This window comes from Pseudomonas sp. FSL L8-0168, from assembly GCF_037976155.1.
GTDB classification, from domain to species: Bacteria; Pseudomonadota; Gammaproteobacteria; order Pseudomonadales; family Pseudomonadaceae; genus Aquipseudomonas; species Aquipseudomonas paracarnis.
The window spans coordinates 4078428-4093505 of sequence record NZ_CP150262.1; the positions used below are offsets into that span (position 1 = coordinate 4078428).

13 protein-coding genes are annotated in these 15078 nt (G+C 61.2%); 6 read left to right on the top strand and 7 right to left on the bottom strand.

Annotation, left to right across the window (positions count from 1 at the left end; genetic code table 11):
- Positions 1-200: 200 nt before the first annotated feature.
- The 3 genes from MHH62_RS18665 (at position 201) to MHH62_RS18675 (ending at position 4875) form a co-directional block, all read left to right on the top strand.
- Positions 201-1967 carry an ATP-binding protein gene (locus MHH62_RS18665; protein WP_020301343.1) on the top strand — a complete coding sequence of 589 codons (1767 nt, stop codon included), beginning with the start codon at positions 201-203 and terminating at the stop codon, positions 1965-1967.
- Positions 1961-3286: a sigma-54 dependent transcriptional regulator gene (locus MHH62_RS18670; protein WP_003193910.1), complete on the top strand. Its 1326-nt coding sequence runs from the start codon at positions 1961-1963 to the stop codon at positions 3284-3286. Before MHH62_RS18665 ends, MHH62_RS18670 begins: the two co-directional genes overlap by 7 nt.
- Positions 3287-3555: 269 nt before the next feature.
- Positions 3556-4875 carry an MFS transporter gene (locus tag MHH62_RS18675; protein WP_014719746.1) on the top strand — a complete coding sequence of 440 codons (1320 nt, stop codon included), beginning with the start codon at positions 3556-3558 and terminating at the stop codon, positions 4873-4875.
- A gap of 140 nt (positions 4876-5015) precedes the next feature.
- On the opposite strand, the gene MHH62_RS18680 is transcribed toward MHH62_RS18675, so the two are convergent.
- Positions 5016-5771, bottom strand: a complete 756-nt coding sequence (locus tag MHH62_RS18680; RefSeq protein ID WP_019817341.1) for a hypothetical protein — start codon at positions 5769-5771, stop codon at positions 5016-5018.
- Positions 5772-5948: 177 nt separating this feature from the next.
- Here MHH62_RS18680 and MHH62_RS18685 point away from each other — a divergent pair, with 177 nt between their 5' ends.
- Complete coding sequence (locus tag MHH62_RS18685) at positions 5949-6581, top strand: flavin reductase family protein (RefSeq protein WP_014719748.1); 633 nt, start codon at positions 5949-5951, stop codon at positions 6579-6581.
- A 125-nt stretch (positions 6582-6706) separates the two neighbouring features.
- On the opposite strand, the gene MHH62_RS18690 is transcribed toward MHH62_RS18685, so the two are convergent.
- Both MHH62_RS18690 and MHH62_RS18695 read right to left on the bottom strand, forming a co-directional pair.
- Positions 6707-6952, bottom strand: coding sequence for a hypothetical protein (locus MHH62_RS18690; RefSeq protein WP_339231617.1), 246 nt, complete (start codon positions 6950-6952; stop codon positions 6707-6709).
- A gap of 41 nt (positions 6953-6993) precedes the next feature.
- Positions 6994-7335, bottom strand: coding sequence for an antibiotic biosynthesis monooxygenase family protein (locus MHH62_RS18695; RefSeq protein ID WP_003193915.1), 342 nt, complete (start codon positions 7333-7335; stop codon positions 6994-6996).
- A 327-nt stretch (positions 7336-7662) separates the two neighbouring features.
- Between MHH62_RS18695 and MHH62_RS18700 the strand changes: the two genes are divergently transcribed.
- Positions 7663-8592: an AraC family transcriptional regulator gene (locus MHH62_RS18700; protein WP_003193916.1), complete on the top strand. Its 930-nt coding sequence runs from the start codon at positions 7663-7665 to the stop codon at positions 8590-8592.
- 123 nt (positions 8593-8715) lie between these two features.
- Here MHH62_RS18700 and MHH62_RS18705 read toward each other — a convergent pair whose 3' ends face one another.
- From MHH62_RS18705 to edd, 4 genes are all read right to left on the bottom strand, one after another.
- Positions 8716-10185: an ATP-binding protein gene (locus MHH62_RS18705; protein WP_014719750.1), complete on the bottom strand. Its 1470-nt coding sequence runs from the start codon at positions 10183-10185 to the stop codon at positions 8716-8718.
- Entirely contained in the window at positions 10175-10909 is a 735-nt protein-coding gene (locus MHH62_RS18710) for a response regulator transcription factor (protein ID WP_003193918.1), read from the bottom strand. Before MHH62_RS18710 ends, MHH62_RS18705 begins: the two co-directional genes overlap by 11 nt.
- A 138-nt stretch (positions 10910-11047) precedes the next feature.
- Positions 11048-12004 (bottom strand): glucokinase, encoded by a 957-nt coding sequence (locus MHH62_RS18715; protein ID WP_014719751.1) that lies wholly within the window; start codon positions 12002-12004, stop codon positions 11048-11050.
- The gene (gene edd / locus MHH62_RS18720) at positions 12001-13827 is read right to left on the bottom strand and encodes a phosphogluconate dehydratase (RefSeq protein WP_014719752.1); all 1827 of its coding nucleotides are present in this window, start codon (positions 13825-13827) and stop codon (positions 12001-12003) included. The genes MHH62_RS18715 and edd overlap by 4 nt, the downstream gene beginning before the upstream one ends.
- A gap of 221 nt (positions 13828-14048) precedes the next feature.
- On the opposite strand from edd, the gene gap reads away from it, so the two are divergent.
- Positions 14049-15050 (top strand): type I glyceraldehyde-3-phosphate dehydrogenase, encoded by a 1002-nt coding sequence (gene gap / locus MHH62_RS18725; protein ID WP_003193921.1) that lies wholly within the window; start codon positions 14049-14051, stop codon positions 15048-15050.
- Positions 15051-15078: the final 28 nt, after the last annotated feature.

The window sequence follows — 15078 nt, forward strand, 5'->3', positions numbered from 1 at the left end:
AGGTAGATAGATGTCGGCTGTCAGGCCGTCATCGCAGGCAAGCCAGCTCCCACAGTTGGATCGTGGGGTGTCAGGTAGATAGATGTCGGCTGTCAGGCCGTCATCGCAGGCAAGCCAGCTCCCCCACAAGCTCCTTGGTCACAAGATATGAGCTGCCCATGCTATGGTGCTCGCCCCTTACCGTGCCTGTTCATCATCGTATGATCGTGATCCCTCGCCCCCTGCGCCTGACCTTCTATTCTCTGTTGATCATCGCCGGTGCGGTGCTGGCTGCCGCCTTGGCCACGCGCCATGCCGAACGCCAGGCCTTGGTGGACGACGCCGCCCGTGCCAATCAGCAGCTGGCGCTGTATGCCAACTCGCTGCACACCCTGATCGAACGCTACCGTGCCCTGCCCGCCGTGCTGGCGCTGGATTCGGAGATGATCAGCGCCTTGAAGGGCCCGCTGGACGCCACCACGCAAGACCGGCTCAACCGCAAGCTGGAGCGCATCAACGGCGCTGCGCAGTCTTCGACCCTGGAACTGATGGACCGCACCGGCCTGGCCGTGGCCGCCAGCAACTGGAACCTGCCCAGCAGTTATGTCGGCCACAACTACGCGTTCAGGCCGTATTTCAGCCAGACCTTGAGCCACGGCACCGGGCGCTTTTATGCAGTGGGCGTGACCACGGGTATTCCGGGCTACTTTCTTTCCAGTGCGGTCGTGGATGAGCACGAGCAGTTCCTCGGCGCCATGGTGGTCAAGCTGGAGTTCCCCGAGCTGGAGCGCGAGTGGGCCCAGGGCAATGACCTGCTGTTGGTCAGCGATGCGCGGGGCATCGTGTTTATCGCCAACCAGCCGGGCTGGCGTTATCGCAACCTGCGGCCGTTGTCCGAAAATGACCTGGCTGAACTCAAGACCACCCGCCAATACGACAAGAAGCAACTGCAGCCACTGGACACCCAGCCCCTGCAACGCTTTGACGAAAACAGCCACTTGATTCGCGTCGGCGGCCCCGACGGCAACGCCAATTACATCTGGGAGTCGCTGCCGCTCAAGCGCGAAGGTTGGACCCTGCACCTGTTGCGCAAACCCCAGTTTGCCTTTGAAGACCAACGTAACGCGGGCCTTGCCGCTGCGGGTTCGTGGCTGGCATTGGTGTTCCTGGTGCTGTTCCTCAGCCAGCGCTGGCGCCTGGCCCGCTTGCGCCAGCGCAGCCGTGAAGAACTGGAGCAATTGGTCGAAGAACGCACCCAGGCGCTGCGCACCGCCCAGGATGGCCTGGTGCAGTCGGCCAAGCTGGCGGCATTGGGGCAAATGTCGGCCGCCCTCGCCCATGAAATCAACCAGCCGCTGACCGCCCAGCGCATGCAACTGGCGACGCTGCGGCTGCTGCTCGACCATGGTCGCGTGGACGATGCCTACAAGGCGCTCACGCCATTGGATGACATGCTCACGCGCATGGCCGCGCTCACCGGCCACCTCAAGACGTTCGCGCGCAAGAGCCCCAGTGGCCTGCGCGAAAAGCTGGACCTGGCGACGGTGGTCGACCAATCCTTGCACCTGCTCGACGCGCGCCTGCGTGACGAAGCCATCGGTGTGGTGCTGGACCTCACCCGCCCGGCCTGGGTACGTGGCGACGCGATCCGCCTGGAACAGGTGCTGATCAACCTGTTGCGCAACGCCCTCGACGCCATGGCCGACAAACCGCGCAAGCGCCTGGAAATCCGCCTGCACGCCGATCAGCAGCTGTGGCAGTTGAGCGTCTGCGACAGCGGCGGCGGGATTGCCGAAGAACATTTGAGCAGCGTGTTCGACCCGTTTTTCACCACCAAACCGGTGGGCGACGGGCTCGGTTTGGGACTCGCGGTGTCCTACGCTATCGTGCATGAACTGGGCGGACGCCTGAGTGCCGCCAACCGTGGCGATGGCGCGACTTTCACCTTGACCCTGCCTATCGCCCTGGAGACGCCAGACCTATGTTGAACGCGGTGATTGTGGTCGATGACGAAGCCAGTATTCGCACGGCCGTCGAGCAATGGCTGAGCCTGTCGGGGTTTGACGTGCAGCTGTTCAGCCGCGCCGAAGAGTGCCTGGCGCAACTGCCCAAGGACTTTGCCGGGGTGATTCTGAGCGACGTGCGCATGCCAGGGCTCAGCGGCCTTGAACTGTTGGCCGAGGTGCAGCGCCGCGATGCCGATTTGCCGGTGATTTTGCTCACCGGCCATGGCGACGTGCCAATGGCCGTCGAAGCCATGCGCGACGGCGCCTACGACTTCCTGGAAAAACCCTTCAGCCCCGACGCCTTGCTCAACAGCCTGCGCCGGGCGTTGGACAAGCGTGGCCTGATCCTGGAAAACCGCCGCCTGCATCAACAGGCCGATCATCGCGCGCAGTTGGAGTCCAGCCTGCTGGGTGTGTCCAAGGGCCTTCAAAGCTTGCGCCGCCAAGTGCTGGACCTGGCGAGTTTGCCGGTCAATGTGCTGATTCGCGGTGAAACCGGCAGCGGCAAGGAGTTGGTCGCCCGCTGCCTGCACGACTTCGGCCCACGCGCAAAGAAGCCGTTCGTGGCCCTCAATTGCGCGGCAATCCCCGAGCAGTTGTTCGAAGCCGAACTCTTCGGACATGAAAGCGGCGCCTTCACCGGCGCCCAGGGCAAACGCATCGGCAAACTGGAATATGCCCACGGCGGCACCTTGTTCCTGGATGAAATCGAAAGCATGCCCCTGGCCCAGCAAGTGAAATTGCTGCGCGTATTGCAGGAACAGAAGCTGGAGCGGCTGGGCTCCAACCAGAGTATCCAAGTGGACCTGCGCATCATCGCTGCCACCAAGCCCGACCTGCTGGAAGAAGCCCGTGCCGGGCGCTTTCGCGAAGACCTGGCCTATCGGCTCAACGTCGCGCAACTGCGCCTGCCGCCATTGCGTGAACGTCGCGAAGATATTCCGCTGCTGTACGAGCATTTTGCGCAAAGCGCCGCCGAGCGTCTGGGCCGCCAGGTCGAGCCCTTGAGTGGGCCACAGTTGGGGCGCCTGCTCAGCCATGACTGGCCGGGCAATGTGCGCGAACTGGCCAACGTCGCCGAGCGCCAGGTGTTGGGGCTGGACGAGCCGGAACCGCAAGGGATCGAGGCCGGGCAGTCGTTAGCAGCGCAGCAAGAAGCGTTCGAGGCACACTGCCTGAAGGCCGCGTTGACGCGTCACAAGGGCGATATCAAGGCGGTGCTGGCCGAGTTACAACTGCCGCGCCGTACCTTCAATGAGAAGATGCAGAGGCATGGGTTGGTAAGGGAGATGTTTGTGTAGCGATATTTGGATCACCATCGCGGGCAAGCCCGCTCCCACATTTTGGTCTGTGAACACAGCAGGTGTGGGAGCTGGCTTGCCTGCGATGGCGTCGGCAGCCATAAGCGGATTTCCGCTCATCACCCAAAAACCATCAGCGACTTTCCGCTCAATAAAATCCCGCAACCCTTCTATTGCGGGCCTTCCTCTACCTGGCACAGCTCCTGCTATAGCCCCAACAGGCTGCGCACGCGCCGCTCCATAAAAACAACTAGATGAAGGATCCTTCAATGGATAACTCCAACACCGTGCCTCTGGGATCGACGGCCGCAAAAGCGCAGGAGCGCACCACCTCCAGCCGCATCAAGTCGATCTTCAGCGGATCGGTCGGCAACATGGTCGAATGGTACGACTGGTACGTCTACGCCGCCTTCTCGCTGTACTTCGCCAAAGCCTTCTTCCCCAAAGGCGACACCACTGCCCAACTGCTCAACACCGCCGCGATCTTCGCCGTGGGCTTCCTGATGCGCCCGATCGGTGGCTGGCTGATGGGCCTCTACGCCGACAAAGTCGGGCGTAAAAAAGCCTTGATGGCCTCGGTGTACCTGATGTGCTTCGGCTCGCTGCTGATTGCCCTGAGCCCAGGCTATGAAATCATTGGTATCGGTGCGCCGATCCTGCTGGTGTTTGCCCGCCTGCTGCAGGGCCTGTCGGTCGGCGGCGAATACGGCACCTCTGCCACTTACCTGAGTGAGATGGCCACCAAGGAACGTCGCGGGTTCTACTCAAGCTTCCAGTACGTGACCCTGATCTCCGGCCAGCTCATCGCGCTGGCGGTGCTGATCGTGCTGCAACAGGTGCTCACCACCGAGCAGTTGTATGCCTGGGGCTGGCGTATCCCGTTCGCCATCGGCGCCCTGTGCGCAGTGGTCGCGCTGTACCTGCGTCGCGGCATGGAAGAAACCGAGTCGTTCACCAAGAAAGAAAAAGCCAAGGAAAGCGCAATGCGCACCTTGATGCGTCACCCCAAGGAACTGATGACCGTGGTCGGCTTGACCATGGGCGGCACCCTGGCGTTCTACACCTACACCACCTACATGCAGAAATACCTGGTGAACACGGTCGGCATGAGCATCTCCGACTCCACCACCATCTCGGCGGCGACGCTGTTTCTGTTCATGTGCCTGCAACCGATCATCGGCGGGCTGTCGGATAAAATCGGCCGCCGCCCGATCCTGATCGCCTTCGGCGTGCTTGGCACCCTGTTCACCGTGCCGATCCTCACCACCCTGCACACCATCCAGAGCTGGTGGGGCGCGTTCTTCCTGATCATGGCGGCGCTGATCATCGTCAGCGGCTACACCTCGATCAACGCCGTGGTGAAGGCCGAGCTGTTCCCGACCGAAATCCGCGCACTGGGCGTGGGCCTGCCGTATGCCCTGACCGTGTCGATCTTCGGCGGTACCGCTGAATACATCGCGCTGTGGTTCAAGAGCATCGGTATGGAAACGGGCTACTACTGGTACGTGACCGCGTGTATCGCCGTGTCGTTGATGGTCTACGTGACCATGAAAGACACGCGTAAACACTCACGCATCACCACCGACTAAAAAATGTGGGAGCGGGCTTGCTGTGGCGAGCAAGCTTGCTTGCGCTGGGGTGCGAAGCGCCCCCAAAAAGCTGGCTCCAGCTACGCTGTCGAACGGGAGCAAGCTCCCTCGCCACAGCAAGCCCGCTCCCTCATTTAGCCTTAGGACAACTCTGCGGCCTCATTGCGCCCATAGCGCCGCTGCGCATACGACGCGCCAGCAATCATCACCACCAGCACCGCAGCCAATACCGCGGATGAACCGATGGTGCCGAAATCCAAGCCGCCTTTTTCATGGGGTTTGGTCAGAAAATCCCCCAAGGTCGCGCCAAACGGCCGTGTCAGTACAAACGCCACCCAGAACAACAATACCGACGAGATGCGGGTGAAGTACTTGAGTACCACCACCGCGGCGATGGTTGAGCCGATCAACAATGCGCCACCGGCGAAGCCCAGCCCCGAATCGTCCGCGAGGAAATCGCCCAATGCGGTGCCCAAGGTGTTGGAGAACAGGATCGCCATCCAGTAAAACAGCTCCCCTCGGAAGGTCTGCACCTTGTTCACGTTCAGCGAGTCACCACTGAGGTGCCACAATGCAAAGATGATCATCAGGATCACGATCAGGATCATCGACCCGGTGGCGTAGCCCAGTCCCAGCGTGCGGTCCATGAAGTCGGACATCGTGGTACCCGCAGTACTGGTAGACAAAATCACGATCCAGTACAGCACCGGGTTGTAGGTTTTCGACCAGAGTTGCGTCACCAGGGTCACCAGGAACACGCTAATGAGGATCATGGAGCTGATGGCGTAGCCAACGTTCAAGGTCATCGACAGCAAGTCTCCGGCGGTTTCGCCCAAGGTGGTTGCGCAGATTTTCATGACCCAGAACGCCAGGGTGATCTGAGGAAGTTTATTCATGCAGTAGATAGCTCCAAGGCTCAGTCTTATAGGGGGTATTGACCTTGGGCGCAGACTGAAGGGGAAACTGTGAAAAATAGGTGGCAGATGTATGAAAAATCCATGGGCACGATGGAAATTCACCGCCATGAATTGCACTATGACCGCCTCCCAAACCGCGTAGCAGGAACCCCGGCCATGCCTGACGACATCCACTTTTACGAACCCGCCAACGGCCACGGCCTGCCCCATGACCCGTTCAATGCCATCGTCGGCCCACGCCCGATTGGCTGGATCTCCTCGCACGACCGCGAAGGCCGCCTGAACCTGGCGCCCTACAGTTTCTTCAACGCATTCAACTACATTCCGCCGATCATTGGGTTTTCCAGTGTCGGGCGTAAAGACAGCCTGAACAATATCGAACAGACCGGCGAATTCGTCTGGAACCTGGCCACCCGCCCGCTGGCCGAGCAGATGAACCAGAGTTGCGCGGCCGTATCGCCCGAGGTGAATGAATTCGAACTCTCCGGCTTGACGCCGGTGGCTTCGAAAATCGTTGGCGTACCACGGGTGGGCGAGAGCCCGGTGTCGTTCGAGTGCAAGGTGACGCAGATCATCCAGCTGCAACGTGCCGACCAACAGTTGGTGCCGAGCTGGCTGGTGCTGGGCGAGGTGGTTGCGGTGCACATCGCCAAATGGTTGCTCAAGGACGGGATCTACGACACCGCTGCCGCCGAGCCGATTTTACGCGGGGGTGGCCCGGCGGATTATTTCCAGCTGGGGCCAGAAGCGCTGTTCAAGATGTACCGCCCAGGCGCCACCAAACCCTGACTGCAATGCAATCAAAACTGTGGGAGCTGGCTTGCCTGCGATAGCGGTGGGTCAGTTAACCCAAGAGTGACTGATACACCGCTATCGCAGGCAAGCCAGCTCCCACATTGGTTAGGTGTGCTGCCTCAGCGTTCAGCAGTCGCCCAGGTCAGTTGGCCTTCTGCATCCACATCGACCAGATGCTCGAGTTGCAACGTCGCCGCATCATCGGCATCGGACGCTGCCTTGAACGTCTGCCCATCAAGGATCTTGTGAAACCTGGGTGCGCCCATGCCATCCAGTGCCTTGACGGCGACGGCGGCGCTGTAGCCACCTTCGCCCGGTACTACGGCGGAAACGGCTTCGTGGTGGGCAAATTGTTTACGTGCCATGTTGCAAGTCCTGGCCAATGGAAAGTCGGCCATTCTAACCGTTAACCGGCCAGTTGCAGGTACTCGCCGTAGGCCTGTGCCGCCGATGCGTCGGTGAAGGTCTGGAAGTCCATGCTGCGCACGACCATGTCGTTCAGAAGCTCAGTGAAGATCATCAGGGCCGGAGAGTTGAAGTAGGCGCTCATGGCCTGCTCGCTGCTCCAGAACCCGGATACCAGCCATACATCGGGGTCGACCTGGGAGTGCTGCAACGAGAATTGCAGGCAACCCTGGGCCTGGCGACCCGGTTCGATCAAACTGCTCAAGCGTGCACCGAGTTCGGTGCTGCACCCGCTACGGGCGCGGATAAAGGCCATATGGCTCGCGGGAATGGGGGTGGACATGTTCGACTCTCCCGTTGAGAAGTGATGCTCGGCAAGCACAATGAGGGCGTGTTGCCACAGGATCAAAGATAACGGCGCGGCGGTAAGCGCGGTTAGTCAATTCCTGCAGGCTTATTGCACAATCCTGCGAGAAGCGTAGGGAGGACGTTCGGTCTCAGAATTTATTCCAGGCCCAGGCCCCATGTTTCAGGCAGATGACAGGCTGCGTACTTGCCTGATTCACGCGATCTCGCAGGATCAGGCAAGGATGCTGCAGAATCGACGTAACACTTTTTGAAAAGCCGCCGCTAAGCTGAGCCCATCAAAGCCGCGTGTAGAGGACGCCCCATGCCGTCGCCCGAATCCAAGCCCGTTCCCCTCGATGCCGAGATGGAGAAACAACGCGCCGAGCTGGCCAGTATCGTGCACCGCCATACCTGGGAGGACGGCTCCTATGGCACGGCGATCACCTCGCTGTACCTGAACCGCCACAACGCGCCCCGGGATTTCATGCCGGTGCTGGTGGAACCCGCGCTGTGCATCCTAGCCAGTGGCAGTAAGGAAGTGCGCCTGGCCGACGAGATCTTTGCCTACGACCCGCTCAACTACCTGGTGTTCTCGGTGGCGATGCCGGTGGCCGGCCGCATTATTGACGCCACCGCCGAGGACCCGAACCTCTCGGTGCGTATCAATATCGACCCGGCGCAGCTCACCGCGCTGATCGCAGAGGCCGGGCCGATGGGCGTGCCCTCGCGCCCGACCTCACGAGGCATGTACGTCGACCGCATCGATCACGCACTGCTCGACGCGGTGCTGCGCCTGACCCGCTTGCTGGACACGCCTAAAGACATCGCGATGCTCGCGCCCTTGATCAACCGTGAAATTCTCTACCGCTTGCTGCGTGGCCCGCAGGGTTATCGCCTGTATGAAATCGCTGTGGCTAACAGCCAGAGTCATCGGGTGAGCCAGGCGATCACCTGGCTGAACGGCAACTATGAACAGCCGCTGCGCATCGACGACCTGGCCAAAGAAGTGAACCTGAGCGTCTCGACCCTGCACCATCGCTTCAAAGCGATCACGGCCATGAGCCCGCTGCAATACCAGAAGCAACTGCGCTTGCAGGAAGCCCGGCGGCTGATGATTGCCGAAGGGCTGGAGGCCTCGGCGGCGGGCTATCGGGTGGGGTATGAAAGCCCGTCCCAGTTCAGCCGGGAGTACAGCCGGTTGTTCGGTGCGCCGCCGCTGCGCGACCTGGCCCGGTTGCGTCAAAGCATCTGATGTACGCAGAGCAACATGTGGGAGCTGGCTTGCCTGCGATGGCGGTGTGTCAGTCACTAATGAGTCAACTGAACCACCGCTATCGCAGGCAAGCCAGCTCCCACATTTGATCTCAGGTATTTGTTAGTCCAAGGTTCTTGGTAGTTGCAGGGTGACGCGCAGGCCGCCTTCGCGCAGGTTCTGCAAACTCACTTCGCCCCCATGGCTATGGGCAATATTGCGCGCAATGCCCAACCCCAGCCCGTAACCCTGCTGCTGGCCGGCCAGTCGAAAGTGCGGTTCAAATACCTGTTCCAGCCGCTGCTGCGGCACACCAGGCCCCTCGTCATCCACATGCAGAATGAACTGCGCGCCATCGTCCTCGATATGCAAATGCGCGTTCTGCCCGTACTTCAGCGCGTTGTCGATCAGGTTGCCGATGCAACGCTTGAGCGCCAGCGGCTTGCCTGGGTAGGCTGACAGCGCCGCGCCATCGAGGGTCACTCGGCCATTGCCATGGGGGGCCAGGTATGGCTCCACCAGGCATTCGAGGACGTGGTTGAGGTCCACCGGCTGGATGTTTTCGTGGATGTCGGTGTCTTTCACGCATTGCAACGCGCCCTTGACCAGCAATTCCAGTTCATCCAGGTCACGGCCGAATTTGTTTTGCAGGTTCTCGTCCTCCAGCAATTCCACGCGCAGGCGCAGGCGGGTGATGGGTGTGCGCAGGTCATGGGAAATCGCGCTGAACAACTGGCTGCGCTCGGTCAGGTAACGGCTGATGCGTTCACGCATGGCATTGAACGCACGGCCCACTTCCACCACTTCACTGCCGCCGCCTTCAGCCACCGGCTCCACATCGGCGCCCAGGGACATGTCCCGCGCCGCTCGCGCCAGGCGCTTGAGCGGTCGGCTTTGCCAGTGCACCAGCAGGCCGATGAACAGCAGCAGAAAACCGCTGGTGAGCACGATGAACCACACCTGCTGGGACGGCAGGCCTTGCTCTTCCAGGCTGGTGTAGGGCTCGGGCAATAGCGAGGCGATGTACAGCCATTCACCGGGTGCCAGTTGGATCTGGGTGACCAGCACCGGCGGGTTCACCGGCTCCAGGGTCAACGCGTAATGGGCCCAGGAGCGTGGCAGTTCGTCGAGCTTCAGGCCGGCATTGAAGATGCGCAGGTCTTCGGCGCTGACGAACTCCACCGAGATATGCACGTCGGCACCCAGGGTCTGGCGCAGCACTTCATCCACTGCCACCAGCACCGCCTGCTTGCGTGGGGTTTCGGGCAATAGCTGCATGTCCAGCGGGCGATCATTGAGGGTCACCACAAAACGCGTGCCGCCCATGCTGCGCAATTGGTCCAGCACCAACGGGCGATAGGCCACCGGCAGCGACCGGAAGTAACTCACGCTGGCAGTCATTGAATGCGCTAGGCTGCGGGCGCTGGTGACCAAGCCCTCAAGCTGGGTGGCGCGCAATTGCGACACCCAGATCACGCTGGACAGCGCCTGGGCGAACAGCACCGCCAGCAAGGTCAACAGTAACATGCGCCCCAGCAGCGAGCGGGGTACCGGGAAGCGGCGGCGACGTTCGTTCAGCGCTTCAGTGGGCATTGCCGGCAACCACGCTGGCTGCCAGTTGATAGCCGCTGCCACGCACGGTGCGGATCAGCCGCGGAGGTTTCTCGGTGTCGCGCAGGCGCTGGCGCAAGCGGCTGACGGCCATGTCGACGATACGGTCCAAGGGCATGAGGTCGCGGCCACGGGTGGCGTTGCCGATGGTGTCGCGGTCGAGGATCTGTTGCGGGTGGTCGAGAAACAACTTGAGCAAGGCGAAGTCGGCACCGGAGAGGATCACCTCTTCACCATCCACATGAAACAAGCGGTGGCTGATCATATCCAGGCGCCATTCATCGAACACCCACACATCACCGCCGCTGCTGCGCTCCTGGCCGAATTGGCAGCGGCGCAGCAGTGCCTTGATACGCGCCTGCAACTCGCGGGGGCTGAATGGTTTGCCGATATAGTCATCGGCGCCCAGCTCCAGGCCGATCACGCGGTCGGCTTCGTCGGAACTGGCGGTGAGCATGATGATCGGCACCTGCGCCTGGCGCGGGTGCTGGCGAATCCAGCGGCACAGGCTGAAGCCGTCTTCGTCTGGCAACATGACATCGAGGATGACCAGGTCGCACGGCGCCTCGTTCATTGCCTGGCGGAACCCCGCACCGTCGGACACGCCACGGACCTGGAAGCCGGCGCGACTGAGGTAGGTTTGCAGCAATTCGCGGATTTCCTGGTCGTCGTCGACGAGGAGAATGGATTTACTGATTACGCTCACGGGGGCCTCCTTGTTGTTATGGCCTGGCTTAAATCATCGGGTGCGCTTTAGGCCGTCATCGCAGGCAAGCCAGCTCCCACACTTGGAATGCATTCCGGACTGTGGGAGCTGGCTTGCCTGCGATGGCGCCATTATGACCTATGCAAAAGCTTGCTCAAGCGCCACACCCGCCCCAGTCAGCCCGGAATACGGCGCCGTCACCAACCACACTGGAATACCTTTGAAGTAGTCGCTCATGCAGCCTTTATCCGCGAAGCTTTTGGCGAAACCACTGGCGATAAAGAAGTCGGCAAACCTCGGTATCACCCCACCCACGATGTACACGCCACCGCGTCCACCGGTGGTCAAGACGTTATTGCCCGCCACCCGGCCCAGCCAGATGCTGAACTGGTCCAATACTTCCATCGCCACCGGATCGCCGGCCAGGCCCGCCGCCGTGATGGCTTCGGGGGTGTCGAGCACCGGCTCATGCCCATCCACCGCACAAATCGCCCGGTACAGCCGCGGCAGGCCGCCGCCGCTTAACGCGGTTTCGGCGCTGACATGCCCGATCTCGCTGTAGATGTGTTGCCACAGCTGGGTTTCCCGTGGGCTGCTCAGGGGCAGGTCGACATGCCCACCCTCCCCCGGCAATGCTGCCCAACGGCCTGCGCCGAGGTCCAGCAAGGTGCCGACACCAAGACCCGTACCTGGGCCGATCACCACGGCCGGGCGCAAGGGCTCCGGCGTGCCTTCGCAGACCACGCGGAATTCGTCGGGCTTGAGCCGGGTCATGCCCAGGGCCATGGCCGAGAAGTCGTTGACCAGCAACAGTTCATCCACCTGCAGGGCCTGGCAAAACGCGGTTTTGCTCAGGCGCCAGTGGTTGTTGGTGAACTTGAATTCATCGCCACTCACCGGCCCGGCCACCGACAGGCACACCGCACCGATGTCCCCGATTTCCAGGCCTTCCTCTTTGAGATAGACCTTGATCGCCTCTTCAGGGCTGCCGTGATCCGCCGTGGCATGCACGCGGATCGAATGCAGTTCCTGATCCCGCCATAACGCAAAACGGGCGTTAGTCCCCCCGATGTCACCGACCAGCGCAAGCTTCACTTAAGCGTCTCCAAGGCAGAGGTAAAGGCGCTGGCGCCCTGCTCTGCGGAGCTTGCGGCCAAGCGCATGAATGCAAACAGCTCGCGACCGGCTCCCACGTTATTGCCCAACAGGCCCGTGGCAGGCGTGCGCGCTGCAAATACTTCGGCGTCCACCTTAAGCTCCAGGGTGCCGGTAACGCCATCCACACGGATGATATCGCCATCCTGGACCCGCGCCAGCGGCCCGCCGCTCTGGGCTTCGGGGTTGACGTGGATCGCGGCAGGGATCTTACCCGACGCGCCGGACATGCGCCCATCTGTCACCAGCGCCACCTTGAAACCACGGTCCTGCAACACGCCCAGGAACGGGGTCATCTTGTGCAGTTCCGGCATGCCGTTGGAGCGCGGCCCCTGGAAGCGCATCACCGCGACAAAGTCTTTTTCCAACAGGCCAGCCTTGAAGGCATCGGCCAGGTCCTGCTGGTCCTGGAACACCACCGCGGGCGCTTCGACAACCTGATGCTCCGGCGCTACCGCCGAAACCTTCATCACGCCACGGCCAAGGTTGCCTTCCATCACGCGCAAGCCGCCTTCCGGCGAGAACGCACGGGCCACCGGGCGCAGGATGGTTTCGTCGAGGCTTTCGATCGGGCCGTCGCGCCAGACCAGTTCGCCATCCACCAGGAAAGGTTCCTGGATATAGCGGCTCAGGCCCTTGCCGGCCACGGTGTTGACGTCTTCGTGAAGCAGGCCGGCTTCCAGCAGTTCGCGGATCAGGAACGACATACCGCCCGCCGCCTGGAAGTGGTTGATGTCAGCCTTGCCATTTGGATACACGTGGGACAGGGTCGGCACCACCTCGGAGAGGTCGGCCATGTCCTGCCAGGTCAGGATGATGCCTGCCGACATGGCAATGGCCGGCATGTGCAGGGTGTGGTTGGTGGAGCCGCCAGTGGCGTTGAGCGCAACGATGGAGTTGACGATGGACTTCTCGTCGACAATCTCGCCAATCGGCGTGAAGTTGCCATTGGCCTTGGTCAAACGCGTGACCTGGTGCGCAGCTTCACGGGTCAACGCATCCCGCAGGGGCGTGTACGGGTTGACGAACGAAGCGCCAGGCAAGTGCAGGCCCATGACTTCCATCAGCAACTGGTTGGTGTTGGCGGTGCCGTAGAAAGTGCAGGTGCCGGGGCTGTGGTAGGACTTCATCTCCGATTCCAGCAGTTCTTCGCGGCTGGCCTTGCCTTCGGCATAGCGCTGGCGCACATCGGCCTTCTGCTTGTTGGAGATACCCGAGGGCATCGGCCCGCCTGGCACGAAAATCATCGGCAGGTGGCCGTAGCGCAGCGCGCCCATCATCAGGCCAGGAACAATCTTGTCGCAGATGCCCAGCATCAGCGCGGCGTCGAACATGTTGTGGGACAGCGCTACCGCCGTGGACATGGCAATGACTTCACGGCTGAGCAGGCTCAGTTCCATGCCCGGCTCGCCCTGGGTCACGCCGTCGCACATGGCGGGGGTGCCGCCGGCGAACTGACCGACCGAGCCGACTTCGCGCAGCGCCTTTTTGATCTGTTCGGGGAAATGCTCGTAGGGCTGATGCGCCGAGAGCATGTCGTTATAAGAAGAAACAATTGCAACGTTGGCGGCATTCATCATGCGCAGGCTGTTTTTGTCTTCGGTGCCGCAACCGGCCACGCCGTGGGCGAAGTTGGCGCATTGCAGCTTGCCGCGCATCGGACCGTCGCTGGCTGCGCCGCGAATGAGCGCAAGGTAAGCCTCGCGGGTGGCGCGGCTGCGGGCGATAAGCCGTTCGGTGACCTCAAGAACGCGGGGATGCATGTATAGAACTCCAGGCTAACGGATGTGGCGACCTGAGAGTCTATGCTGATCAAACGCCCACGGCTCATGGGATGGCAGGGGGTCGTTTGGATCATCGGACCAGTTGATTCAGGTCACTCGTTGTAGATTGAACAAAATATTGCCACTAAAAAGGCTTGTTTTCTATTTTTATGCGAATAATCTTGTAATTCTTACAACAAATCGACGACAGGCACTTTCCGATGACTCTTCGAATCGCAATCAATGGTTTTGGCCGTATCGGCCGTAATGTCCTGCGCGCACTGTATACCCAAGGCTATCGCCAGGATCTGCAGATCGTCGCCATCAACGATTTGGGCGACAGTTCGATCAATGCCCATCTGCTCAAGTACGACACCGTACACGGCACTTTCGACGCAGAGGTTGCCCACGATCAGGAAAGCCTGACCGTCAATGGTGACCGGATTGCCGTGAGTGCCATTCGCAACCCCGCCGACCTGCCGTGGGCTGCGCACAAGATTGACGTGGTGTTCGAATGCACCGGCCTGTTCACCGACCGTGACAAAGCTGCCGCGCATATTAGCGCTGGCGCGCGCAAGGTGATCATCTCCGCCCCGGCCAAAGGCGCGGACGCGACTGTGGTCTACGGGGTAAACCATGACATTTTGCGTCAATCCCACCAGATCATTTCCAACGCATCGTGCACCACCAACTGCCTGGCGCCGGTGGCCCAGGTGCTGCATCGCGAGCTGGGCATCGAAAGCGGGCTGATGACCACTATTCACGCCTACACCAACGACCAGAACCTCACCGACGTGTACCACACCGACCCGTACCGCGCGCGTTCGGCCACCCAGAACATGATCCCGAGCAAGACCGGCGCCGCTGAAGCGGTGGGCCTGGTGCTGCCGGAACTGGCAGGCAAGCTGACCGGCATGGCGGTGCGTGTACCGGTGATCAACGTGTCGCTGGTGGACCTCACCGTGCAGTTGAAGAAAGAAGCCACGGCCGATGAAGTCAACGCCCTGCTTAAACACGCCAGCCAGCATTCGAAGATCCTCGGCTACAACACCCTGCCGCTGGTTTCCAGCGACTTCAACCATAACCCGCTGTCGTCGATCTTCGACGCTAATCACACCAAGGTCAGCGGCAAATTGCTCAAAGTGCTCGCGTGGTATGACAACGAGTGGGGCTTCTCCAACCGTATGCTGGATAACTGCCTGGCGTTGTGTAACGCCGAATAAGCCCCGGGCTGGATTGTGTGAACTGGCT